22 protein-coding genes, 1 pseudogene and 1 riboswitch are annotated in these 22,760 nt (G+C 73.0%); of the genes and pseudogenes, 12 read left to right on the top strand and 11 right to left on the bottom strand.

Annotated elements, in window-relative coordinates; all coding sequences use genetic code 11:
- Together I3F58_RS24285 and I3F58_RS24280 are read right to left on the bottom strand one after the other, a co-directional pair.
- Nucleotides 1-382: pseudogene (locus I3F58_RS24285) on the bottom strand (hypothetical protein); the annotation flags it as partial.
- The gene (locus I3F58_RS24280) at nt 375-1,154 is read right to left on the bottom strand and encodes a carboxylesterase (protein WP_240110808.1); all 780 of its coding nucleotides are present in this window, start codon (nt 1,152-1,154) and stop codon (nt 375-377) included. The pseudogene I3F58_RS24285 and the gene I3F58_RS24280, both read right to left, overlap by 8 nt.
- Before the next feature lie 236 nt (nt 1,155-1,390).
- Between I3F58_RS24280 and I3F58_RS24275 the strand changes: the two genes are divergently transcribed.
- The 4 genes from I3F58_RS24275 (at nt 1,391) to I3F58_RS24260 (ending at nt 5,500) form a co-directional block, all read left to right on the top strand.
- Nucleotides 1,391-2,155, top strand: a complete 765-nt coding sequence (locus I3F58_RS24275) for a 1-acyl-sn-glycerol-3-phosphate acyltransferase (protein WP_240110814.1) — start codon at nt 1,391-1,393, stop codon at nt 2,153-2,155.
- 34 nt (nt 2,156-2,189) lie between these two features.
- Complete coding sequence (gene macS, locus I3F58_RS24270; RefSeq protein WP_240110807.1) at nt 2,190-3,401, top strand: MacS family sensor histidine kinase; 1,212 nt, start codon at nt 2,190-2,192, stop codon at nt 3,399-3,401.
- Entirely contained in the window at nt 3,398-4,084 is a 687-nt protein-coding gene (locus tag I3F58_RS24265; protein WP_240110806.1) for a response regulator transcription factor, read from the top strand. Before macS ends, I3F58_RS24265 begins: the two co-directional genes overlap by 4 nt.
- Before the next feature lie 411 nt (nt 4,085-4,495).
- Nucleotides 4,496-5,500 carry a 2-hydroxyacid dehydrogenase gene (locus I3F58_RS24260; RefSeq protein WP_240110805.1) on the top strand — a complete coding sequence of 335 codons (1,005 nt, stop codon included), beginning with the start codon at nt 4,496-4,498 and terminating at the stop codon, nt 5,498-5,500.
- Between the two features lie 13 nt (nt 5,501-5,513).
- Here I3F58_RS24260 and I3F58_RS24255 read toward each other — a convergent pair whose 3' ends face one another.
- The gene (locus I3F58_RS24255; RefSeq protein ID WP_240110804.1) at nt 5,514-7,472 is read right to left on the bottom strand and encodes an anthranilate synthase family protein; all 1,959 of its coding nucleotides are present in this window, start codon (nt 7,470-7,472) and stop codon (nt 5,514-5,516) included.
- Nucleotides 7,473-7,568: 96 nt separating this feature from the next.
- Nucleotides 7,569-7,637, bottom strand: a complete 69-nt coding sequence (locus I3F58_RS29895; protein WP_374208029.1) for a trp operon leader peptide — start codon at nt 7,635-7,637, stop codon at nt 7,569-7,571.
- A 213-nt stretch (nt 7,638-7,850) separates the two neighbouring features.
- Between I3F58_RS29895 and I3F58_RS24250 the strand changes: the two genes are divergently transcribed.
- Complete coding sequence (locus I3F58_RS24250) at nt 7,851-9,206, top strand: class II 3-deoxy-7-phosphoheptulonate synthase (protein ID WP_240110803.1); 1,356 nt, start codon at nt 7,851-7,853, stop codon at nt 9,204-9,206.
- Nucleotides 9,207-9,377: 171 nt separating this feature from the next.
- Nucleotides 9,378-9,680, top strand: coding sequence for a bacterioferritin-associated ferredoxin (locus I3F58_RS24245; RefSeq protein ID WP_240110813.1), 303 nt, complete (start codon nt 9,378-9,380; stop codon nt 9,678-9,680).
- Between the two features lie 17 nt (nt 9,681-9,697).
- On the opposite strand, the gene bfr is transcribed toward I3F58_RS24245, so the two are convergent.
- Nucleotides 9,698-10,177: a bacterioferritin gene (gene bfr / locus I3F58_RS24240; RefSeq protein WP_240110802.1), complete on the bottom strand. Its 480-nt coding sequence runs from the start codon at nt 10,175-10,177 to the stop codon at nt 9,698-9,700.
- A 167-nt stretch (nt 10,178-10,344) separates the two neighbouring features.
- On the opposite strand from bfr, the gene I3F58_RS24235 reads away from it, so the two are divergent.
- Nucleotides 10,345-10,977, top strand: coding sequence for a sulfite oxidase-like oxidoreductase (locus I3F58_RS24235; protein ID WP_240110801.1), 633 nt, complete (start codon nt 10,345-10,347; stop codon nt 10,975-10,977).
- Between the two features lie 281 nt (nt 10,978-11,258).
- Here the strand turns inward: I3F58_RS24235 and I3F58_RS24230 are convergent, their stop codons facing one another.
- From I3F58_RS24230 to thiO, 5 genes are all read right to left on the bottom strand, one after another.
- A complete protein-coding gene (locus I3F58_RS24230; protein ID WP_240110800.1) occupies nt 11,259-12,113 on the bottom strand; it encodes a deoxyribonuclease IV in 855 nt (284 codons plus the stop codon).
- Nucleotides 12,114-12,117: 4 nt separating this feature from the next.
- The gene (gene pknB / locus I3F58_RS24225; protein WP_240110799.1) at nt 12,118-14,079 is read right to left on the bottom strand and encodes a Stk1 family PASTA domain-containing Ser/Thr kinase; all 1,962 of its coding nucleotides are present in this window, start codon (nt 14,077-14,079) and stop codon (nt 12,118-12,120) included.
- 238 nt (nt 14,080-14,317) lie between these two features.
- On the bottom strand, nt 14,318-15,112 hold the full coding sequence (locus I3F58_RS24220) for a thiazole synthase (RefSeq protein WP_240110798.1): 795 nt from the start codon (nt 15,110-15,112) through the stop codon (nt 14,318-14,320).
- Nucleotides 15,113-15,114: 2 nt separating this feature from the next.
- Entirely contained in the window at nt 15,115-15,339 is a 225-nt protein-coding gene (gene thiS / locus I3F58_RS24215; protein WP_240110797.1) for a sulfur carrier protein ThiS, read from the bottom strand.
- The gene (gene thiO / locus I3F58_RS24210) at nt 15,336-16,616 is read right to left on the bottom strand and encodes a glycine oxidase ThiO (RefSeq protein WP_240110796.1); all 1,281 of its coding nucleotides are present in this window, start codon (nt 16,614-16,616) and stop codon (nt 15,336-15,338) included. Before thiO ends, thiS begins: the two co-directional genes overlap by 4 nt.
- Nucleotides 16,614-16,726: riboswitch (TPP riboswitch) on the bottom strand. Its footprint overlaps the gene before it by 3 nt.
- Nucleotides 16,727-16,905: 179 nt before the next feature.
- Between thiO and I3F58_RS24205 the strand changes: the two genes are divergently transcribed.
- The 5 genes from I3F58_RS24205 to I3F58_RS24185 all read left to right on the top strand — a co-directional run bounded on the left by I3F58_RS24205 (nt 16,906) and on the right by I3F58_RS24185 (nt 21,185).
- Nucleotides 16,906-18,072: an NAD(P)/FAD-dependent oxidoreductase gene (locus I3F58_RS24205; RefSeq protein WP_240110812.1), complete on the top strand. Its 1,167-nt coding sequence runs from the start codon at nt 16,906-16,908 to the stop codon at nt 18,070-18,072.
- 84 nt (nt 18,073-18,156) lie between these two features.
- Complete coding sequence (locus tag I3F58_RS24200; protein WP_240110795.1) at nt 18,157-18,522, top strand: Rv2175c family DNA-binding protein; 366 nt, start codon at nt 18,157-18,159, stop codon at nt 18,520-18,522.
- Nucleotides 18,523-18,629: 107 nt separating this feature from the next.
- Nucleotides 18,630-19,286 (top strand): thiamine phosphate synthase, encoded by a 657-nt coding sequence (thiE, locus tag I3F58_RS24195; RefSeq protein ID WP_240110794.1) that lies wholly within the window; start codon nt 18,630-18,632, stop codon nt 19,284-19,286.
- A 162-nt stretch (nt 19,287-19,448) separates the two neighbouring features.
- Complete coding sequence (gene metF, locus I3F58_RS24190; protein ID WP_240110793.1) at nt 19,449-20,363, top strand: methylenetetrahydrofolate reductase [NAD(P)H]; 915 nt, start codon at nt 19,449-19,451, stop codon at nt 20,361-20,363.
- A 51-nt stretch (nt 20,364-20,414) separates the two neighbouring features.
- A complete protein-coding gene (locus I3F58_RS24185; RefSeq protein ID WP_240110792.1) occupies nt 20,415-21,185 on the top strand; it encodes a hypothetical protein in 771 nt (256 codons plus the stop codon).
- Nucleotides 21,186-21,237: 52 nt separating this feature from the next.
- Here the strand turns inward: I3F58_RS24185 and I3F58_RS24180 are convergent, their stop codons facing one another.
- A complete protein-coding gene (locus I3F58_RS24180; protein ID WP_240110791.1) occupies nt 21,238-22,740 on the bottom strand; it encodes an NAD(P)/FAD-dependent oxidoreductase in 1,503 nt (500 codons plus the stop codon).
- Between the last annotated feature and the right edge of the window lie 20 nt (nt 22,741-22,760).

Raw genomic sequence — 22,760 nt, 5'->3', positions numbered from 1 at the left:
CTGGACTGCCCGACGAGCGGCCGACGTCCGCCGTGTCCCCGGCCGTGCGGCCGTGCGGACGCCCGTCGCCCGCCGGGGCTCGCCCGGCTCCGGAGGCCTGTGGGCCGTCGTGACCGCGCTCGCCCTCCGCGGGCTGTGGGCCTGCCGGGTCTCCGGCCGCCTCCCCGTGCCCGGGGCTCCGCGGGCCGCCCCGGGCGTGCTCGTCGCCCGGGGCCGTCGCGTCGTCGGAGCCCCGGGGGCCGTCCTCCGGCCGCCGCTCGTCCGCCGAGGCGCGTACGTCTCCGTGCGCCGTCCGGCCGCGCTCGGCCGGCCGCACGGCATCCTCCGGGGGTGCCGCGTCGCCGGTGGCCTCGGGGCCGGGGGCCTCGTGCTGCTCAGACAACGGTCGAGCTCCCCTCCTCCGCCGTGTTCGGGGTGAGGCGGCCGATGAAGGCGTGACTCTCCTCGAAGATCCGATCCGCGTCGTGGTCCAGCGTCGCCACGTGATAGCTGCGCTCCAGCAGGATCTCCGTGACGTCCGTCGAGGAGATCCGTCCCAGGATGCGGGCCGAGTCGGCGGGCGGCACCACATGGTCCTGCGGGCTGTGCAGCAGCAGCACCGGCTGCGTCACCTGCGGCAGCTCACCGTCCACCAGCTTGAAGAACTCGCGCAGCGAGTGCGCCGCGTGCAGCGGAACCCGGTCGTAGCCGACCTCCGCCACGCCCTCCTTCGCGATATCGCTCGCGATCCCTTCCGTGGACGCCATCAGATGCCGCACCAGGGGCAGTGCGTGCGCCATCACCCCGTGCACCTTGTTGCCCGGGTTGACCAGCACGATGCCCGAGATCGCGTCGCCGTGCCGGGCCGCCAGCCGGAGAGTGAGGGCCCCGCCCATGGACAGCCCGAAGACGAACACCCGCTCGCACCGGTCCCTCAGCAGCCGCAGCTCGCGGTCCACCTCGGCGTACCAGTCCTGCCAGCTGGTGACCTGCATGTCCTGCCAGCGCGTCCCGTGCCCGGGCAGCAGCGGCAGCGACACGGTCAGACCGCGCTCCGCCAGATACTCGGCCCAGGGCCGCAGGGACTGCGGCGAGCCGGTGAAGCCGTGACAGAGGAGTACGCCGATGTCTCCGCCCTCGTGGCGGTACGGCTCAGCTCCGGGGAGGACCGGCACGGGGGTCTCCTGTTCGGGTTCGACGGACTGGGAGGGTACGGACGGGGAACACCTGCGAACGTACGGGTATTTCGGGACCGCCGCGCTACAGGGAATCCGTGTGGTTCACCGTACGCGACCGCGCTGACACCGACCAGGTCCGTCGCGCCTCGCAGACGGGCGCGCGCCCTTGGAAGAGTTATGGTCTGATCGACGGACCAGAGGACGAAGAGGAACCCGAGTTGATCTACGGCGCTATGAAGTTCTCCATCGGAGGGCCGCTGAAGCTCGCCTTCAGGCCCTGGGTGGAGGGCCTGGAGAACATCCCCGCCGAGGGCCCGGCGATCCTCGCGAGCAACCACCTCTCCTTCTCCGACTCGTTCTTCCTGCCGGCGGTCCTGGACCGCAAGGTCACCTTCATCGCCAAGGCGGAGTACTTCACGACGCCCGGCGTGAAGGGCAAACTCACCGCCGCCTTCTTCAAGGGCGTCGGTCAGCTCCCCGTGGACCGCTCCGGCGCGCGTGGCGCGGGCGAGGCGGCGGTCCGCAGCGGCATCGAGGTCATCGAGCGCGGCGAGCTGTTCGGCATCTACCCGGAGGGCACCCGCTCCCCGGACGGCAGGCTCTACCGCGGCAAGCCCGGCGGCCTGGCCCGCGTGGCGCTGGCCACCGGCGCGCCCGTCATCCCGATCGCCATGATCGACACGGAGAAGATCCAGCCGCCCGGCAAGATCGTCCCCAAGCTGATGCGCCCCGGCATCCGGATCGGCAAGCCCCTCGACTTCAGCCGCTACCAGGGCATGGACAGCGACCGCTTCATCCTGCGCTCGGTCACCGACGAGGTGATGTACGAGATCATGAAGCTGTCCGGCCAGGAGTACGTCGACATCTACGCGACCGTCGCCAAGCGGCAGATCGCGGAGGCGGAGAAGGCCGCGAAGGAGGCGGCCAGAGAAGCCGCGAAGGAGGCGGCGGCCAAGGCCAGGAGCGGCGGCGACCGCACGCCCGCCGACGAGGCCTGACCACGTCCCGGGACGGAATGGGGCACGGGGGGACATGGCCGGGCGGGAGCGGGTCGTACGCATGTCGGTGGAGCAGCCGCTGTGGCGTGCGCTCAGGGGGTACCGGGTCCTCACCCTGGGCTACGCGGCTCTGATCCACACCCTCCGCCGGGACGAGTTCGAACGGCCCTGGGTGGCCTTCGCGTACCTCGCGGTGCTGGGCGTGTGGACGCTGGCCACGCTTCCGCAGGTGTCCGGCGCGGTCCGCTGCACCAAGCGGTTCCTCATGGCCGATCTGGGCATCGCGCTCACCGGCATCCTGCTGACCCCGCTCGCGGACACGCACGCCCAGATGTCCGACCGGGCCACACTGCCGAGCATCTGGACGGCCGGCGCGGTCCTCGCGTACGCCCTCCGGGGCGGCTGGCGCTGGGCCGGGTTCGCGTCCGCGCTGGTCGCCGCGGCGAACCTGGTGGAGCGCGGCACGCCCTCCCGGGACGTCGTGCACAACGTGATCCTGGTGTGCGTGGCGTCCATCGCCATCGGTTACGTCGTCGAGGTCGCCCGCGCCTCCGAACGCACCCTCGCGCGGGCCCTGGAGATCGAGGCGGCCACCCGGGAACGGGAGCGGCTGGCCCGAGACATCCACGACTCGGTCCTCCAGGTGCTGGCCATGGTCCAGCGCCGGGGTACCGCCCTGGGCGGAGAGGCCGCGGAACTGGGCCGCATGGCGGGGGAGCAGGAGGCCGCGCTGCGCGCCCTGGTGGCGGGCGGTCTGGACCGCCGGTCGCATGCCAGCGAGGACGAGTCGCAGGGCGCGCTGGTCCGCGTGACGGACACGCCCGGGGAGGCGTCCGGATCCCCGGACCTCGACCTCCGGACGCTCCTGGCCCCCCACGCGGGAGCCAGGGTGAGCTTCGCGGAGCCGGGCACTCCGGTCCCGCTGCCGCGGCCCGCGGCGCGGGAGCTGGCGGCGGCCGTCGGTGCCGCCCTGGACAATGTCCGTACCCACGCGGGGCAGGACGCCCGGGCGTGGATCCTGGTCGAGGACTGGGGCGACGAGGTGATCGTGACGGTACGGGACGACGGGCCCGGCATACCGGAGGGGCGGCTCGCGCAGGCGGAGGGCGAGGGACGCCTCGGGGTCGCCCAGTCCATCCGGGGCAGGCTCCACGACCTGGGCGGCACGGCCGAGTGGGTCTCGGTCCCCGGGCAGGGCACGGAGGTCGAGTTGAAGGTCCCACGGGGGAAGGCGGCGCAGCGATGACGGAACAGCCGATCAAGGTGATGGTGGTCGACGACCACCCCATGTGGCGGGACGCCGTCGCCCGCGATCTGGGCGAGGCGGGGTTCGACGTGGTGGCCACCGCCGGCGACGGCGAGCAGGCGGTACGGCGGGCCCGCGCCGCGCGGCCCGACGTCCTCGTGCTGGACCTGAACCTGCCGGCCAAGCCGGGCGTCCAGGTCTGCAAGGAGCTGGTCGGGCCGGGCGCCGGGCCACGGGTCCTCGTCCTGTCCGCGAGCGGGGAGCACGCGGACGTACTGGAGGCGGTGAAGTCCGGGGCGACGGGGTACCTCGTCAAGTCCGCGAGCACGGAGGAGCTCCAGGACGCGGTACGGCGCACGGCGGCGGGCGACCCGGTGTTCACGCCCGGACTGGCGGGCCTGGTCCTGGGCGAGTACCGGCGTCTGGCCGCCGAGCCCGCGGACGACGGTTGGCCGGGCTCGTCAAAGCCCGAACGCCCCGAGGCCCCGCGTCTCACGGAGCGTGAGACGGAGGTGCTGAGGCTGGTCGCCAAGGGCCTCAGCTACAAACAGATCGCGGAGCGCCTGGTCATCTCCCACCGGACGGTCCAGAACCACGTCCAGAACACGCTGGGCAAGCTCCAGCTCCACAACCGCGTGGAGCTGGTCCGCTACGCCATAGAAACGGGCCTGGACCACATGTGACCCCCACCCGGCGGAGCGGATCAGGGCACAGCGTGTCCGGGCCGCCGGGCTGGTTCCGCCGTGCCCACCCGTCCCGGCCCCCACCGACGTGCGGTCGCGGCACCGGCGGGAGGGGCACGGCGGGGTGGCCCCGCAGCGGCGGGGCCCCTGTTCGGGCGAAGCCGGGAGGCGAGGCTGCCCGCCGTGAACGCGGGCCCCGGGCGAGCCGTCATGAGAAGACGACCCCACGGAACGCCCCGGCCCGTCCACCCCGGACAGGGCACGGCGGCCAGCCCGTGGCGGGACGCCGCACACGACGGGAGGAAGGCCGCTCGGACCGCCGTCCCACGCGACGCCACGGGTGCCCGCCCGCAGGGTGGACGACCGGTGACGGGCGTATCGTCGGGGGCGGTTGACCGAGGAGGGTGCGGCATGGACGTTCTCGCGTTCGGGGTGCAGACCGACGAGCGCCCGCTCGTGGAGGCGGCGTTCGCGGAGGCCGGCCACCGGGTGCGGTGCCTGGGGGTGTTCCTCGACAAGGACACCGCGCCCATCGCGCGCGGCCACGAGGCCGTGTCCAGCAGTGTCAACGCCGACCTCAGCGCCCCGGTCCTGCGGACCCTCGCCGAGGGCGGTACGCGGCTGGTCGCCCAGAGGTCGACCGGGTTCAACAACATCGACCTGGACGTGGCCCGTGCCCTGGGCCTCACCGTGGCAAGGGTGGAGTTCTACTCCCCTTATTCCGTGGCCGAGTTCGCATGGACGCTCGCGATGGCCGTGAACCGCCGCATCGTCCGTGCCGCCACCCGCACCCGCGACTTCGACTTCCGCCTCGACGGCCTGCTCGGTCGTGACCTGCGGGGCCGCACGGCCGGGGTGGTCGGCACCGGCCGGATCGGCACCGCGTTCACCCGTATCGCCCATGGCTTCGGCATGCGACTGCTCGGCTGGGACATCACCCCGAACCCGGAGTGCCGGGAACTCGGCATGACGTACGTCGACAAGGAGACCCTCCTCGCGGAGGCGGATCTCGTCAGCCTGCACGTGCCGCTCATGCCCGCGACCCATCACCTCCTCGACGCCGACGCGCTGAAGTCCATGAAGGACGACGCCCTCCTGGTGAACTCCAGCCGCGGCGGCCTCGTGGACACCGACGCCCTGGTCACGGAGCTGCGCGCCGGCCGGTTCCGGGGCGTCGGGCTCGACGTGTACGAGGCGGAGGCCGGGCTGTTCTTCCTGGACAGGTCCCTGCAGGGCGTCGACGACGACACCCTGGCCCGGCTGATGACCTTCCCGAACGTCCTTGTCACCTCCCACCAGGCGTACTACACCGCCGAGGCGGTGACCGAGATCATCGCCACGACGGTGCGGAACGTCACCGACTACGCGGAGGGCCGCCGCAGCGAGAACATCCTCGCCGCGCCGCCACTCATCTGACCCGCGCCCGCCGTCACCGCGCCATCTGACCCGCGCCGGCCGTCACCGCGCGCACCAGCTCCTTCACGATCTCCGCGCCGTTCAGCGTCAGTACCGACTCCGGGTGGAACTGGACCGACGCGAAGCCCGGCCCGCGCAGCGCGTGCACCTCGCCGGTCGCCGCGCTGCGGCCGACCTCCACCCCGCGCCCCGCCAGTGCCCGCGCCGCCTCGTCGTCGCAGCGGGCCACGAAGCTGTTGTAGAAGCCGACCGTCTCGGACCGGCCGAACAGGTCGACGGCCGTCTGCGCCCCCTGGTACGGCACGGCTTTCCGCACGATGCCCAGGCCCAGTTCCGCCGCGATCAGCTCATGGCCGAGGCACACCCCCAGCACCCCGTGCCGGTGCCCGGCCAGCACCTCGGCGGTCAGCCCGCGCAGGAACCGCATCCTCGGGTCGCCGCCGTCCCCGGGGTCCCCCGGCCCGGGGCCCAGTACCACCGGGCCCGCGTGCTCCGCGACCGCGTCCCGCAGCCCGGGCGCGTCGTACCGCCGTACCGTGACCTCCAGTCCCGCCGCGCGCAGCACGTGCGCCAGCATTGAGGTGAACGTGTCCTCGCAGTCCACCACCAGCGCGTGCCCGCCCAGCGGCCCGCGCGCGTCCGGTTCCCGCATCCGCAGCCAGAACGGCGCCAGGCCCGCCCGCCGTGCGTCCAGCGCCGCCTGTACCCGGGGGTCGTCCGCCAGCCGGGGCGGAGCCGCCGCCTCCGGGCGCGGCCGGCCGGGCCGTACCCCGAGCGCCGCCAGCACTCCCGCCGCCTTCGCGTGGGTCTCCGCGACCTCGCCGTCCGGGTCGGAGTGCCGCACCAGCGTGGCCCCGACCGGGACCCGCAGCCCGCCCTGCGCGTCGATGTCGGCCGTACGGATCAGGATGGGGGAGTCCAGGGTCTGGGCGCCGCCGGCGTCAGTCCCCAGCAGGGCCAGGGCCCCGGCGTAGTAGGCACGCCCGCCCTGCTCGTGGCGCTGGATGACCCGGCAGGCGTTCTCCACGGGCGACCCGGTCACGGTCGCCGCGAACATGGTCTCCCGCAGCACCTCCCGCACGTCGAGCGTGGACCGGCCGCGCAGCTCGTACTCCGTGTGCGCGAGGTGCGCCATCTCCTTCAGCCGAGGCCCGACCACGACCCCGCCCATGTCCCCGACGGTGCACATCATCTTGAGCTCCTCGTCCACGACCATGGAGAGCTCGTCGGTCTCCTTCCGGTCGGAGAGAAAGCCCAGCAGCTCCTCCACACCCGGACGGCGCCCCGCCGGGTAGCGATAGGTGCCGCTGATCGGGTTCATGACGACGGTGCCTCCCGTCCGCGTCCCACCGCCGTCCTCGGCCGGGAGCGCTTCCTGCTCGCCGGGCCCTCCCGACATCCGCACGTGCACCTCCGGGCTGGCCCCCACCAGCGTCCGCTGCCCGGTGTGCACGACGTACGTCCAGTACGCACCCCGCTCACCGGCCAGCAGCCGCCGGAACAGGGCCAGCGCGTCGGCCCGCCCGAAGCCGGGGATCCGGCCCCGGTAGGTGCGCCGGATGACGAAGTTGGCACCCTCGCCGTTCCCGATCTCGTCCTCCACCACCCGCCGCACGGTCCGGGCGTACTCCTCGTCCGGCACGTCGAAGCCGCCGTCCTCGACCCGCACGCCGTGCGCGGGAAGCTGCTCCAGTGCCTCGGCCAGCGGCAGCTCGTACGACTCCTGCGCGACGAGCACCGACAGCGGGGTGCCGTCGTCGCGGACGTCGAAGCCGCGTTCCCCGAGCTGCCGGAACGGGACGAGCGCCAGGGCCGGCCGCCCGGCGGGGCCCACCGGCAGCTCGGCCAGTCGCTCCACCTCCCGTACGGGACCGGTCAGGACCTCGACGACGCCGTGGTCACGGCCGGGCGTGCGGCGGCGCAGCAGGGCGAAGGGCGGGGCGTCGGGGTGGAGCAGATCGCTGAGGTGCATCCGGTGGTGTTCCTTCCGGGGAGGGGAGGAACGGCCCGTGAGAACGAGAGAAGGCCGCCCCTCGGGCGGCCTTCGCGTGATGTGGTGTACGCGCAGTCAGTGGGCCGCCGGATGAGCGGTCCACCACCAGTTCCGGACGGGCTGAGCCGTCTGCTGCGCGGTCATGACGGTGACCCTAGCGCATGTGCGGGGGCCATGGGGGAGGGGTGGGCGCGAAGCGTTCTCGGTCGAGGGCGGTGGTGGGAGACGGGCGGCTGTGGGAGGGGTGGGCGCGAAGCGTTCTCGGTCGAGGGCGGTGGTGGGAGACGGGCGGGCCGCCGTGTCTCACTTTCTGAACCGGTACGTGGACATCTGTCCGCACCGCGTAAGGTTGTCAAGGTGACCGTGAACGCTGATTCCCACGCCGTCGCCGCCAAGGCGACCTGGCGAGACCTGCCCGCGGCGCAGCAGCCCGAGTACCCGGATGCCGAGGCTCTGCGCGATGTGATCGCGGACCTCGAGTCCTATCCGCCGCTCGTCTTCGCCGGCGAGTGCGACCAGCTGCGCGCCAGGATGGCGGCCGTCGCCCGGGGTGAGGCGTTCCTCCTCCAGGGCGGCGACTGCGCCGAGTCCTTCGAGGCCGTCGGCGCCGACGACATCCGCGCCAAGCTGAAGACGCTCCTCCAGATGGGTGCCGTCCTGACCTACGCCGCGTCCGTGCCCGTCGTGAAGGTGGGCCGGATCGCCGGGCAGTACTCCAAGCCGCGCTCCAAGCCCACCGAGACCCGCGACGGGGTGACGCTGCCGACGTACCGCGGCGACTCCGTCAACGGCTTCGACTTCACCGAGGCGGCCCGTGTCCCGGACCCGCAGCGGCTGAAGCGCATGTACCAGGCGTCCGCGTCGACGCTGAACCTGGTGCGCGCCTTCACCACCGGCGGTTACGCGGACCTGCGCCAGGTGCACGCCTGGAACCAGGACTTCGTGAAGTCCTCCCCGTCCGGGCAGCGCTACGAGCAGCTGGCCCGCGAGATCGACAACGCCCTCAGCTTCATGAAGGCCTGCGGCACCGACCCGGCCGAGTTCCGCACGGTCGAGTTCTTCGCCTCGCACGAGGCGCTGCTGCTCGACTACGAGTCGGCGCTCACCCGTGTCGACTCCCGTACCGGTGAGCTGTACGCGACCTCCGGCCACATGGTGTGGATCGGTGAGCGCACCCGCCAGCTCGACCACGCGCACATCGAGTACGTGTCGAAGATCAGCAACCCGGTCGGCATCAAGCTGGGCCCGACGACCACGGTCGACGAGGCGCTGACGTACATCGACCGGCTGGACCCGGAGCGCGAGCCCGGCCGGCTGACCTTCATCGTCCGTATGGGCGCCGACAAGGTCCGTGACCGGCTCCCCGAGCTGGTGGAGAAGGTCACCGCCTCCGGTGCGACCGTCGCCTGGGTCACCGACCCGATGCACGGCAACACCTTCGAGGCGGCCTCCGGCCACAAGACGCGGCGCTTCGACGACGTGCTGGACGAGGTCAAGGGCTTCTTCGAGGTCCACAAGGCTCTGGGCACCCACCCGGGCGGCATCCATGTCGAGCTGACCGGTGACGATGTCACGGAGTGCGTGGGCGGCGGCGACGAGATCTTCGTCGACGACCTGCACCAGCGCTATGAGACGGCCTGCGACCCGCGGTTGAACCGCAGCCAGTCGCTGGACCTGGCGTTCCTGGTGGCGGAGATGTACCGCGACCAGTGATCGTGGCTTGAATCAGCCTTGACGTATCGATGGGGCGCGGATCCGTGTGATCCGCGCCCCATCGTCGTCTTCGCGGGCGCTCCGGTCTTTTGCGTCTCCCGGGCGGCGGGTAAGGTTAGGTTAGCCTCACCGATCAAGGGAGGCATGGGACGCCCAGGGACCTGGCAGGAGGTGAGCCGCGTGTACGTCTGCTCGTGTTTCGGTGTCACCGAGAAGCAGGTCAAGGAACATGCGGACGCCGGAGCCTGCACGCCCCGCCAGATCGCGTCCGCATGCAAGGCCGGGACCGACTGCGGCTCGTGCGTACGGCGTATCCAGGCCATCCTGGGGCGGGGCTCCTGTCCGCGTCGTGAGCTGGTGGACCAGGGGGAGCCCGCGCTGACGGCCCTCGGGGAGGCCCCCGAGCCCCTCGCTGCGTCCGGTGCGCTGCCGAAGCCGCAGGTGCTGTCCGGACCGCAGGCCGCTGCGGCCTGAGCCGGCGGGGTCCGGGCTCAGCTCTCCGGCTGTTCGATCAGCTGGGCGATGTACAGCGCCTCGCCGAGCTTCTCGACCAGTTCCAGCTGGGTGTCCAGGTAGTCGATGTGATGCTCCTCGTCCGCGAGGATCGACTCGAAGATGTTCGCGGACGTGATGTCGCCCTTGCCGCGCATCAGCTCGATGCCCCGCTTGAGGCGGTCGATCGCCTCCACCTCGATCTGCCGGTCGGCCTGGAACATCTCGGTGAGCGTCTGGCCGATGCGGACGTGGAACAGCCGCTGGTAGTTCGGCAGCCCGTCCAGGAAGAGGATCCGGTCGGTGAGCACCTCGGCGTGCTTCATCTCGTCGAAGGACTCTGCGCGGGTGTATTTCGCGAGCTTCGTCCAGCCGAGGTTCTCCTGCATCTTCGCGTGGAGGAAGTACTGGTTGATCGCCGTCAGCTCGGCCGTCAGCTGCTCGTTCAGGAACTCGATGACCTCGGGGTCGCCCTGCATCGCAGAGGCTCCTTCCACATGTCGTGAAGGGGGGCGGATGCGCGCATCCTCGCACCGTCGGCGAAGATCGTCCAGTAAGTGCAGGCTTAGTGGGAGTTGCCCGAAATGGCGTTCGTGTCGACGGGCCCCGGTCGTGACCACCGCTCCCGGTCTGTCACCATTGAGCCATGGGTCAGCCGGACAGCGAGGAACACCGGGCAGCAAGGGAGTCCACGCTTCCGCCGGGACAGCGGCTACAGCGGGGCTGGCCGGTCACCCACTACGGGCCGGTCCCGAAGTTCCGGGCCGAGCGCTGGGAGTTCCGGGTCTTCGGTGCCACGGCGGACGGCGACAAGCACTGCTGGAACCATGACGAGTTCTCGGCGCTGCCGTTCGCGGCGGTCGTGGCCGACCTGCACTGCGTCACGAAGTTCAGCATGGTCGGGGCCGAATGGGGCGGGGTCCTCGCCCGGACCGTCCTCGAACTCGCACCCCCGGCGTCCGAGGCGACGCATGTGATGGTGTGGGCCGAGTACGGCTTCAGCGCCAACATGCGGCTCTCCGACTTCGCCTCCGACCGCACGGTCTTCGCCACGCACAAGGACGGTGAACTGCTCACCGCCGAGCACGGCTTCCCCCTGCGGCTGATCGTGCCCCACCTGTATGCCTGGAAGGGCCCCAAGTGGGTCCGGGGCGTGGAGTACATGACGGCCGACCGCCGCGGCTTCTGGGAGGAGCGGGGCTACCACAACGTCGGTGACCCGTGGGCGGAGCAGCGCTACTCGTACCAGGAGGAGCCCGGGGACGGCCCGGAGCTCTGAGCGGACGGACAGGCTCCGCAAGGGTTACGCCGAACGCGCGGGGAGCCCGTGACGGCCGTGCGCCACGTCCCCTTCAGGGAAGCCGCCCGCATCCGCGACACCGCGCCGGAGCAGCGCCGAGGTGCTCGGACGCGGGCCTGCGCACCCGGTCCGTGGCGCCGCACCGTCCCCAGCCGTCGGCCGCGCCACCGGCGACCGGCCCCGGACCGTGCTCGTCGTGCGTGGGGCCGGTACGTCCCACGTCACCCTCGAAGACGCGGACCGGGGTTCCGCCCCGCGGTTCAGGCGTCCCGCAGGGCCTTCAGCCGGGCCACGTCCGCCGCGTGGCCCTCCTTGCCGCCGGGCGTCTCGATGACCAGGGGGACGTCCTCCGCAGCCGGGTGGCGCATCAGCGCGGCGAACGGCGCCTCACCGATGTGACCCGCCCCGATGTTCGCGTGGCGGTCCTTGTGCGCGCCCGCCACGTCCTTGGAGTCGTTGGCGTGGATCAGCTTCAGCCGGCCCTCACCGACCGTCTCCACCAGCTCGTCCAGTGTGTCACGCACACCGTCCGGCCCCGCCAGATCGTGCCCCGCGGCGAAGACGTGGCAGGTGTCCAGGCAGACACCGAGTTTCGGATGCGCGTCGAGCGCCTCGAAGTACGGCCCGAAGTCCTCCGCCAGGGAGCAGAGCGACGCGCCCTGCCCCGCCGTGGACTCCAGCAGCAGACACGGGTCGTCGTCGTGCGTCAACTCGTCCAGGAGCGGCAGCATGTGCTGCCGCACCTGCGCCAGAGCCGTCTCGCGCGGGCGCCCTCCGGTCGCGGAGCCGGTGTGCACGACCACACCGAGCGCGCCGATCTCCCGCCCCCGGCGCAGCGAGTGCCGCAGCGAATCCACCGACCGCTCGACCGTCGCCTCGGTGTGCGAGCCGAAGTTGATCAGATAGGGGGCGTGGACGTACGCCGGGATCCCCGCCGCCGCGCACTCGGTGCGGAACAGGTCGTCCTGAGCGGGGTTCCCGGCGGGCGTGGCCCAGCCGCGCGGGTTCGCGACGAAGACCTGCACGGTCTCGGCGCCGATCTCACGGGCGTACGACAGGCCGGTCTTGGCGAGGCCGCCGGCCACCGGGACATGACTCCCGACGAGGTGCGACATGGGGCTAGAGTCCCTTGGTCTTGATGGTGACGGTGCTGCCCTCGGGCGCCGACTCCCCGCCCGCGACGGACTGGCTGCCGACGGTGTCGCTGAGGAACGGGAAGCCCTTGCGGACCTCCACCTCGAACCCGGCGGCCTCCAGATCGCGCGTCGCGTCGTCGACGCTCTTGCCCGTCACGTCCGGCACCCGCACCATGCGCGGGCCGCTGGAGACGGTGAGCGTGATCGTGTCGCCCCGCGCCGCAGTGTCGCCCTCGGCCAGGGACTGCGCGGCGACGGAACCCGCGGGGTGCCGGGAGTCGGTGCGCTCCTGGGCCACCTCGACGGTCAGTCCCGCCTCGGACAGCGTGCCGCGGGCGGCGTCCAGCGACTGCCCGACGACCCCGGGGACCTCGATCGGGGCGCCCTTGCTGACGACCAGCGCCACGGCGGCGTCCGGGCGGCGCTCGGTCCCGGCGCGCGGGTCGCTGCTGACGACCGCGCCCCGCTCGACGTCCTCGCTGAACTCCTCGGTGACGACGCCCGCCGCCAGACCCGCCTCGCGCAGCTCGGCCTTGGCCGCCGCGAGCGACTTGCCCTTCAGCTCCGGGACCTTGACCACCTGCGGGCCTCGGGAGACGACCAGCTTCACCTCGCCGTGGTCCCGGATGCGCTCACCGGCCGCCGGGTCGGTGGCCATGATGGTGCCGCGCTCGTAGGCGCTGCTGAATTCCTCACTCGTGGTGCCCACTTCGAGCCCGGCCGCGGAGAGCCTGCGCTCCGCGTCCGCCTGCGTCTTGCCGAGCAGCCCGCTGGGAACCTGCGTGAACTGGCCTGAGTTGATGTACCAGACGCCCGCGCCGAGCCCGAGTACCAGCAGGACCGCGGCGACCGCCGCGAGTACTCCGCGCTGCCCCGGTACGGCGAACCGCCGCCAGGGCGGCGACGGCGGGGACACGGACTGCGGGCGGGTGTCCGGCGGGACCTCGAACCGGCTGGTGCGCTGCACGCCTCCGTCCGCCGGGGCCTCGGGGCCGACGGGCCGCGCGATGACGCTGGTGGCGTCCTCGGAGCCGGCGGTGAGCGGCGCCCCGCCGTCCTCGGTACGCGTCGCCCGCGGTGGTACGAGGTCGAGGTCGTCGTCCGTGAGCCCGGCCCGTGCCTCACGGGCCAGCGCCAGCAGCGCCACCGCGTCGTGCGGACGCGCCTCGGCGTCCCTCGCGGTGGCGGCGGCGACGAGCCGGTCCAGCCCGTCGGCGAGGCCCGGCACGGCCTCGGACGGCGCGGGCACATCCGTGTTGATGTGCCGGAACAGCACTTGGGCGGGTGTGTCCCCGGTGTGCGGCTTGGCGCCGGTCAGCATCTCGTACAGGACCACACCGCACGCGTACACGTCGGTGCGGGTGTCGGCCGTGCCGTGCTCGATCTGCTCGGGCGCGAGGTACGAGGCGGTGCCGAGCAGCGAGCCGGTGGTGGCGGTGGCGGTGCCGACGGCCCGTACGAGCCCGAAGTCCGCGACCTTGACCCGGCCGTCGTCTCCTATCAGCACGTTCTCGGGCTTCATGTCCCGGTGCACGAAACCGGCGCGGTGCGCGGCCCCGAGCGCGGCCAGCACCGGCTCCAGCACGTCCAGCGCGGCACGCGGCGACAGCGCCACGCGCTCGGTCAGTACGTCCCGGAGCGTGCAGCCCGGGACGTACTCCATGGCGAGGAACACATAACCGCCGTCGGTGCCCTGGTCGAAGACGCCCACCACGTTGGGGTGGGCGAGCCGCGCCACGGACTTGGCCTCCCGGATGAACCGCTCCACGAACGTCACGTCGGTCGCGAGCGACGGGTGCATCACCTTCAGGGCGACCACCCGGTCGAGCCGGGTGTCGAGCGCACGGTAGACGGTGGCCATGCCCCCGACGGCGATCCGCGCGTCGACGCGGTAACGGCCGTCGAGCACCTGACCGACGAGCGGGTCCTGAAGGGTCGTATCCACGCGCCCGAGTCTACGAGCCCGCTCATCGGCCCTGGTCGCCCTGTACATGACCGGAAGCCAGGTGCATCCAACTTGTGACACCGCGCGTCTCGGCCCGCCCGGCGTCCGGTGCTCGGAGACGTACCCCCGCTCGAAGGACCTGAGGGAGCGGCGACGGGGTCCGGGGCGGAGCCCCGGTTCCGGGAAGGGGCGGGGTGGGGAGGAGCGACGCGCCGGGCCGGTGCAGCCCCCGCACCCGTCAGAACGCCGGCCGCTCCGGGTCCAGGACCGCCTGGCCCTCGACGGGGGAGGACGCGTGCGCGTGGTGCCGTCGAGGAATGCGCCCCGCGCGGAACGCGAGCCGCCCCGCCTCGACCGCGTGACGCATGGCGTGCGCCATCAGTTCCGGCTCCTGCGCCCGCGTAACCGCCGACGCCAGCATCACCGCCCCGCAGCCCAGCTCCATCGCCAGCGCCGCATCCGACGCCGTCCCCGCCCCCGCGTCCAGGATCACCGGCACGCGCGCGTGCTCGACGATCAGCTGGAAGTTGTGCGGGTTCCTGATGCCGAGCCCGGATCCGATGGGCGAACCCAGCGGCATGATCGCCGCGCAGCCCACGTCCTCCAGCCTCCGAGCCAGGATCGGGTCGTCGTTCGTGTAGGGCAGCACCGTGAACCCGTCGTCGACCAGTGTCTCCGCCGCGTCCAGCAGCTCCACGGGGTCCGGCAGCAGCGTCCGCTCGTCCGCCACGACCTCCAGCTTCACCCAGTCCGTGCCCAGCGCCTCGCGCGCGAGGCGGGCGGTCAGCACGGCCTCGCCCGCGGTGAAGCAGCCCGCCGTGTTCGGCAGGACCCGGATGCCCAGCCGGTTCAGGACCGACAGCACGGACCCCTGCACGGTCGGGTCGAGACGCCGCATCGCGACCGTCGTCAGCTCGGTGCCGCTCGCCACGAGGGCGCGCTCCAGCACGTCGAGGCTGGGCGCACCGCCCGTTCCCATGATCAGCCGGGAGCCGAACGTGGTCCCGGCGATGGTGAGCCGGTCGTCTGCCATGGTCAGCCTCCCTGTACGGCGGTCAGGACCTCGACCCGGTCACCGTCGGCCAGCACCGTCGCCGCCCACTGCGCGCGCGGGACGACTGTCTCGTTGACGGCGGCGGCCACCCCGGACGGCGCCGTGGTGAGCGTGGCGACCAGGGTGTCCAGCGCCGTCGGGGCGGGGATCTCGCGGGGCTCACCGTTCACGGAGACGGTGACCCGCGCGCGTACCTCGTTCGTCATGCCGAAACTCCTACGGACGCTTCCACGGACGTTTCTGCCTGCGTTCCCACGGAGGTGCCGCCGGGCATTCCTCCGGACGTGTCACCGGGCACTGGGCCGGACGTTCCCGCGGTGGCGAACCGGGCAGGCGTGAACGCACGGGCCTCCTCGGGGACCTCCCCGCCCGTGAGCACCGCCGCCATCACGTCACCGGTGACCGGCGTCAGCAGCACACCGTTCCGGTAGTGTCCGGTCGCCAGTACCAGCCCCGGGAGTGCCGAGGGCCCCAGCAACGGCGCGTTGTCGGGTGAGCCGGGCCGCAGCCCCGCCCGGGTCTCCGTGAGCGGCAGCTCGGTGATGCCGGGTACCAGTTCGTGCGCGTCCCGCAGCAGCTCGTACACGCCCCCGGCCGTCACCGTGGTGTCCCAGCCCAGCTCCTCGCTCGTCGCGCCCACCACCAGCTCGCCGTTCTCGCGCGGCACCAGGTACACATGGCTGCCCCGCACCACGGCCCGCACCGTACGGCTGAGGAACGGCGCGTACGCCTCGGGCACGGCCAGCCGGACGATCTGCCCCTTCACCGGCCGTACGGGAGGAAGCGCGTCCCCCGGGACACCGGCCAGGCGCCCGCTGTGACTGCCCCCGGCCAGCACGGTCAGCCCGGCGGCCAGCTCGGTGCCGTCGCCCAGCACGACCCCCTGTGCGCGGTCCCGTACCACCGACAGCCGGTCCGCCCAGGCACGGTGGAACACCACTCCGGCGCGTCCGCAGGCCGCCACCAGTGCCGCCGCGAGCCGCCGCGGGTCCACCTGGTGGTCGCCGTCCGCCCGCAGCCCGCCGCGCACGCCCGGGGCCAGCATCGGCTCCAGACGGCGGCACTCGCGGCCGGACAGCCACTCCGACTCCAGTCCGCAGCGCTGCTGGAGCGCGTGCAGCTCCCGCAGGTGCGCCCGGTCGTCGGCGTCCAGCGCCACGGCCAGCGTGCCGCACGCCCGGTAGCCGACGTCACGCCCGGTGGCGTCCTCCAGCTCCGCGACGAAGTCCGGATAGCGCTCTGCCGAGGCCAGATTGAGACCGAGAAGCGTCTCCTCCCCGTAGTGCAGCTCGCTGACCGCGGCCAGCATCCCCGCCGCCACCTGGGCGGCGCCGCCCCCGGGCTCGGGGTCCACCACGGCGGTGCGCAGCCCCCGCTGCGCGGCCCGCCAGGCCGTGACCAGGCCGATGATCCCGCCTCCGATGACGAGGACGTCGGCGGCCGTACCGCTCGTACTGCTGCGCGACGCGCTGCTTCGCGACATGGGTGTCCAGCCCCTCCCTTCGCCGGCATGACCCGGATCAGGTTCGTACGGTCGGAGGCGGCTGCAGCCTCCCTCTCAGCCCGGTGCCCCGGGCTCCCGCGAGTGCGTATGGCGGGCCCAGACTAACCCCACGCGACGGCGGGCAGTAGGGCCGCCCGTCACGGCCGCGCCCACCCCGGGCGCCTTCCGTCCCTGTGCTGACGGTGCATCAGGTGCGTAAGGTGACGGTGTGACTGAGCAGCGGACCAGAGAGAGCGCCGGGCGGCGGGCCGTCATCGTCGGCGCGGGCATGGCGGGCGTCCAGACCGCCGTGGCCCTGCGCGAGCGCGGGTTCACCGGACCCGTGCTGCTGATCGGGGCGGAGCCCCACCAGCCGTACGACCGGCCGCCGCTGTCCAAGGCGTATCTGCTCGGCAAGGCCGAGGGCTCCGCCTTCGAGGTGGACTTCGAGGCGCTCGGCATCGAACTCCGGCTGGGTGTGGAGGTCTCCGCGCTGCGGCCCGAGGACCGGGTGGTCGACACCGAGGCCGGACCCGTGCCGTACGACGCGCTCGTGATCGCCACCGGTGCGGTACCCGTGAGCCTGCCCGGAGCCGAGGGTGTGCCGGGGGTGCATCTGCTGCGGACCCTGGACGACGCGGAGCGGCTCAGGCCGGTGCTCGCGGAGCAGTGCGACGTCGTGGTCGTGGGCGCGGGCTGGATCGGCGCCGAGTTCGCCACGGCCGCGCGTGAGGCGGGCTGCGCGGTCACCGTGGTGGAGGCCGCCGAGCACCCGCTGGCCGGGGCGCTGCCCGCCGAGGTGGCCGCTCCGATGGCCGCCTGGTACGAGGAGAGCGGCGCCCGGCTGGTGACCCACGCGCGCGTGGCACGGATCGAGCCCGGGCAGGTGCTGCTGGACGACGGCCGGGCGCTGCCCGCCGGGGCGGTGGTCGTCGGGGTCGGCGCGCGGCCCGCCACCGGCTGGCTGACCGGATCCGGTGTCGCCCTGGACCCGGACGGCTCGGTCACCGCCGACGACCGTCTGCGCACCTCGCTGCCGGACGTGTACGCGGTCGGTGACTGCGCCTCCTTCCCGTCCGCGCGCTACGGCAGGCGGCTGCTGGTCCACCACTGGGACAACGCGCTCCAGGGGCCGCGCACGGTCGCCGCCGACATCCTGGGCGAGGAGCCGCCCCCGTACGACCCGGTGCCGTACTTCTGGTCCGAGCAGTTCGGCCGGTTCGTCCAGTACGCGGGCCACCACGAGGGCGCCGACACCATGGTCCGGCGGGGTGACCCCGCGGACGCCGCCTGGTCGGCGGCCTGGCTGCGCGAGGGCGCCCTGGTGGGGCTGCTCGCGGTGGGACGGCCGCGCGACCTGGCGCAGGGGCGGCGCCTCATCGAGTCGGGCGCACCGCTGGACCCGGCCCGCGTCGCGGACCCGGCGGTGCCGCTGAAGGCAGCGGTACGGGGCTGAGGGCACCCCCCGTACGGGGCCCGGCCCCGCCCGTACGGCCCGGCCCCGGTACCGGCTGTCAGCGCGGGATGGCAGGCTTGGGGTGTGACCGAGATTGACGCGAAGACCGATGCGCTCGTCCCCGCCTGGCTCCACCTCCCCGACATCGCCGAGATGCTCGACGTCGAGGTGACGAGGGTGCGGCAGCTCGTCAAAGAGGGCCAGCTGATCGCGGTGCGCCGCGGTGAGAACCGCACGCTCCAGGTGCCCGCCGCCTTCATCAAGGACGACAGGGTCGTCAAGGGCCTGTCCGGGACTCTGACGCTCCTCAGGGACGACGGCTTCACCGACGAAGAGATGCTGGAGTGGCTCTTCACTCCCGACGCCTCGCTGCCGGGCACGCCCGCGCAGGCTCTGGCGGAGAATCGCGGCACGGAGGTGAAGCGCCGCGCCCAGGCGCTCGCCGTCTGAACCAGCACTGCCCAGCACGACCCGTACGCCATCGACACCGGCGGCACCCGGGGCGGGGCCACAGGCCCCGCCCCGGGTGCCGCCGCTCAACGGGGGGAACACCGCCCATGCCCAGCACCGCCCGCGCCCGCCTGGCCGACGCCCGTCTCTACCTCTGCACCGACGCGCGCACCCGGCAGAAGGACCTCCCCGAGTTCCTCGACGCCGTTCTGGGCGCCGGCGTGGACATCGTGCAGCTCCGCGACAAGGGCATGGAGGCGGGGCAGGAGCTGGAGCACCTCGCGGTGTTCGCGGACGCCTGCCGACGGCACGGCAAGCTGCTCGCGGTGAACGACCGCGCCGACGTGGCGCACGCCGCGGGTTCCGACGTGCTGCACCTCGGCCAGGGCGACCTGCCCGTGCCCGCGGCCCGCGCCATCCTGGGCGACGGGGTGCTGATCGGCCGCTCCACGCACGCCGAGGCGGAGGTGGCCGCGGCGGTCGCGGAGCCGGGCGTGGACTACTTCTGCACCGGACCCTGCTGGCCCACCCCCACCAAACCGGGGCGGCACGCCCCCGGTCTGGACCTGGTGCGGTACGCGGCCTCGCTGGGCCAGGAGCGGCCCTGGTTCGCCATCGGCGGCATCGACGCGGCCAACCTGGACCAGGTCCTGGACGCGGGCGCCCGCCGGATCGTGGTCGTCCGCGCCGTCACCGAGGCCGACGACCCGGCCGCGGCCACCGCCGACCTGGCCCGCCGGATACGGGAGCGCACGGCCGGATAGCCGCGCTCCACCGACGTCGCTGTCCGCTTGGTGAGACAGAACTGCGCCCCAACAGGCATTTTCGGGCGCCGAGTGTCCGAAGCGTGGACAAGATTCTGGCAAACCGCTCAAACCACCCCTGGTCCGGTTGGGTGACCGGGCAGGGGTGACTAACCTGCCGGTATGGCCCATGGCACACCCTCCACCAGGACAGATCGCGCCCGCACCGTGCGCGACCTGCTCGCGAACGGCACCACGTACTCCTTCGAGTTCTGGGCGCCCAAGACCGAGAAGGGCGAGCGGAACCTCTGGAACGCGCTGCGCCGCGTCGAGGCGGTGGCGCCCAGCTTCGTCTCCGTGACGTACGGAGCGGGCGGTTCCACCCGTGCCGGGACCGTCAAGGCCACCCAGGAGATCGCCGCCGACACCACGCTCACCCCGGTCGCCCACCTGACCGCCGTCGGCCATTCGGTCGCGGAGCTGCGCAACATGGTCGGCCAGTTCGCCGACGCCGGGATCCGCAACATGCTCGCGCTGCGCGGCGACCCGCCCGGCGACCCCATGGGTGAATGGGTCCCGCACCCGGAGGGTGTCCACTACGCGGCCGACCTGGTGCACCTCATCAAGGAGGCAGGCGACTTCTGCGTGGGTGTCGCCGCCTTCCCCGAGATGCACCCGCGGTCCACGGACTGGGACACCGACGTCCGCCATTTCGTCGACAAGTGCCGTGCGGGCGCCGACTACGCGATCACCCAGATGTTCTTCGACCCGGACACCTACCTGCGGCTCCGCGACCGGGTCGCCGCCGCCGGGTGCGACACCCCGATCATTCCCGAGGTCATGCCGGTGACCGCGGTCAGGCAGCTTGACAGGCTGCCACAGCTCAGTAACGCCGCGTTCCCCCCGGCCGTGAAAGAGCGGATCCTCGCGGTCAAGGACGACGCGGCGGCTGTACGCTCCGTAGGTCTAGAGTTCGCAACCGAGTTTTGCGCACGATTGCTGTCCGAAGGTGTGCCCGGGCTGCACTTCATCACGCTCAACAACTCCACGGCGACGCTCGAGATCTACGAAAACCTCGGACTGCACCCGCAGTCCTGACCGGCCGTACCCGTCACGTCCCGAGGCGGCGGCCGAAGGAAAGGGGCGGGTATGGGCTGGTGGACGGTCCTCTACATCGCGTTCGGTGTCGTCGCGCTGTGGCTGCTCGGTGAAGTGCTCCTCCAGTACAAGGCACGGCTGCGCTGGCGGCTGGTCGCCTTCTTCGGCTTCCTCGGTGTGCCCGTCGGCGTCCTGCTGTCCTCCGTCCCGCTGATCGTCGCCGGAGCGGTCACCTTCCTCTTCGGCCAGGCCCTGGTCACGCTGTCCTTCATGCGTGGCTTCTCCACCGGATGGGCGCTCGGCGGACGCCCCGGCTCAAGCCGCCGCCGCAGAACCGCGACCAGGGACGCCGCTCCGACCCTGGAGGTCTCCGGGCTGGAGTACGGGGAGGGGGACGGGCACCCCGCGCAGGACGCAGCCCCGTCGGACACCGCTCTGCCGGACCCCGCCACGGACCCGTACCCGGTACCCGGCACGGAGGACGCGGACCTGTCCGCCACCGCGTACGCCCCGCACCCCGGCACCGCGTACGGGGACACCTCCGCGTACGGGGACACCACCGTGTACGGGGACACCACCGCGTACGGGGACACCACCGCGTACGGATATGGCTACGGCTACGGGTACGGCACCGACGACCAGCAGCAGTACGCCGCCTACTCCGACCCGTACATCGGCGGCGGCTATTCCGGCCAGGACGCCCCCCAGTACGGCATGGACACCCCGCCCGGCGGCGTGTGGGTGCCCCCGCAGCGCGACCTCCCGCAGGACCAGCAGCCCGCCCACGGCTACGACCAGAACGGCCGGCCGTACCCGTACTGAGAGGTACTCCGGCGGGGAGCCCGACGGGGCGCGGCAGCACCCCGGTCCGGGACTACCGCGAGCCGCGGAACCCCGCGCCCTCCACGATCCGCCCCGCCACCAGCGCCCCTGCCATCCCCGCGTGCGCCAGCCCGCCTCCCGGGTGCGCCCAGCCGCCCGCCAGGTACAGCCCCGGCAGCCGCGCGGCGTTGCCCGCGGGCAGGAGCGCTCCGCCCGCACCCGCCAGAGCCGGCGCGGGCACCTCGTACATCCCGGTCTCGCGGAACGTGTCCGCCGGCGTGCGCACCGCCCGCCACAGCACCCGCTCCCGCAGCCCCGGCACCGCCGCCCCCGCCGCCTCCACCATGCGATCCGCGAACGCCTCGGCAGCCTCCGCCGCGTCCCACGGTTCCTCCCACGAAGCCGGAACCGTCGCCGTCAGGGTCACCGCCTCGTGCTCCCCGTCCGGCCGCGACACCTCGTCGTCCGGCCGCAGCACCGTCACCGTCGGCCGCGCGCACAGCCGCCCGCCGCCCGCCAGAGCGGCCGACTCGCCGTCCGGGTCGGAGGAGTGCACCACCGTCCGGTGCACCGCTCCCGCCTCCCGCGCCCCGCGCAGCGCCAGGCACACCACGACACGCCCGGTCCGCACCCCGGACGCGAAGCGCGGCGCCCCGCCCTCCCGCCCGTCCGGGTCCACCACACCGTGCCGGTACAGCGCGGGCACCGGCGCCCCGGCGACCACCTGGTCCGCCTCGACGCACCGTCCGCCCGCCAGCTCCAGCCCGGCGGCGTGCCCGTCCTTCTCCACCACCCGCGTCACGTCCGCCCCGAAGACGAACTCCACCCTGCGCGCCAGACACCGCTCGTACACCGCGTCCGCGAGCGCCCGCAGGCCTCCGCGCACGTACCAGGTGCCGAAGGTCTGCTCCATGTACGGCAGCACCGCGGCCGAGGGGGGAGCCGCGGCCGGATCCAGCCCGTACGCCAGCGCGTAGCCGTCCAGCAGCGCCGCCAGCCGCACGTCACCCAGCTCGCGCCGCCCTACCTGGGCGAGCGACGCGGCCGTACGCCGCAGCAGCCCGGTCCTCGGAGCGGGATACGGGTCCCGGGAGAACGGCGACACGTCCTCGGGGAGCGGCTCCTCCAGCAGAGGGCGGCGCGACCGGTCCCAGGCCTCCCGCGCCCGGTTGAGGAAGGCCCCCCACCGCTCCCCGGCGCCTGCTCCGAGCGCCTCGTCCAGCGCCGAGACCACCCCGGCCCGCGAGGCGTTCGGCAGGGACACCGCCGTACCGTCCGCGAACACATGGCGGCTCGCCGGATCCACCTGCGTCAGCCCGACACACCGCTCGAGCGGCTCCTTGCCGGTCTTGACGAACAGATCGCGGTAGACGGCGGGAAGGTGCAGCAGACCCGGACCGGTGTCGAACGCGAAGCCGTCCCGCTCGAACCGGCCGACCGAGCCGCCGTGCGTCCCCGCCCGCTCGTACACCGTCACCCGGTGGCCTGCCACGGCCAGCCGGGCGGCAGCCGCCATGGCGCCCATCCCGGCGCCGATCACCGCAATCCGTGCCATGCCAGGACTCTATAGCGCGG

It is taken from the genome of Streptomyces sp. MUM 203J (assembly GCF_022414595.1).
GTDB lineage: Bacteria > Actinomycetota > Actinomycetes > Streptomycetales > Streptomycetaceae > Streptomyces.
Note: the sequence above shows the minus strand (reverse complement) of the source record. Positions and strands in the feature narration are given on the sequence as shown.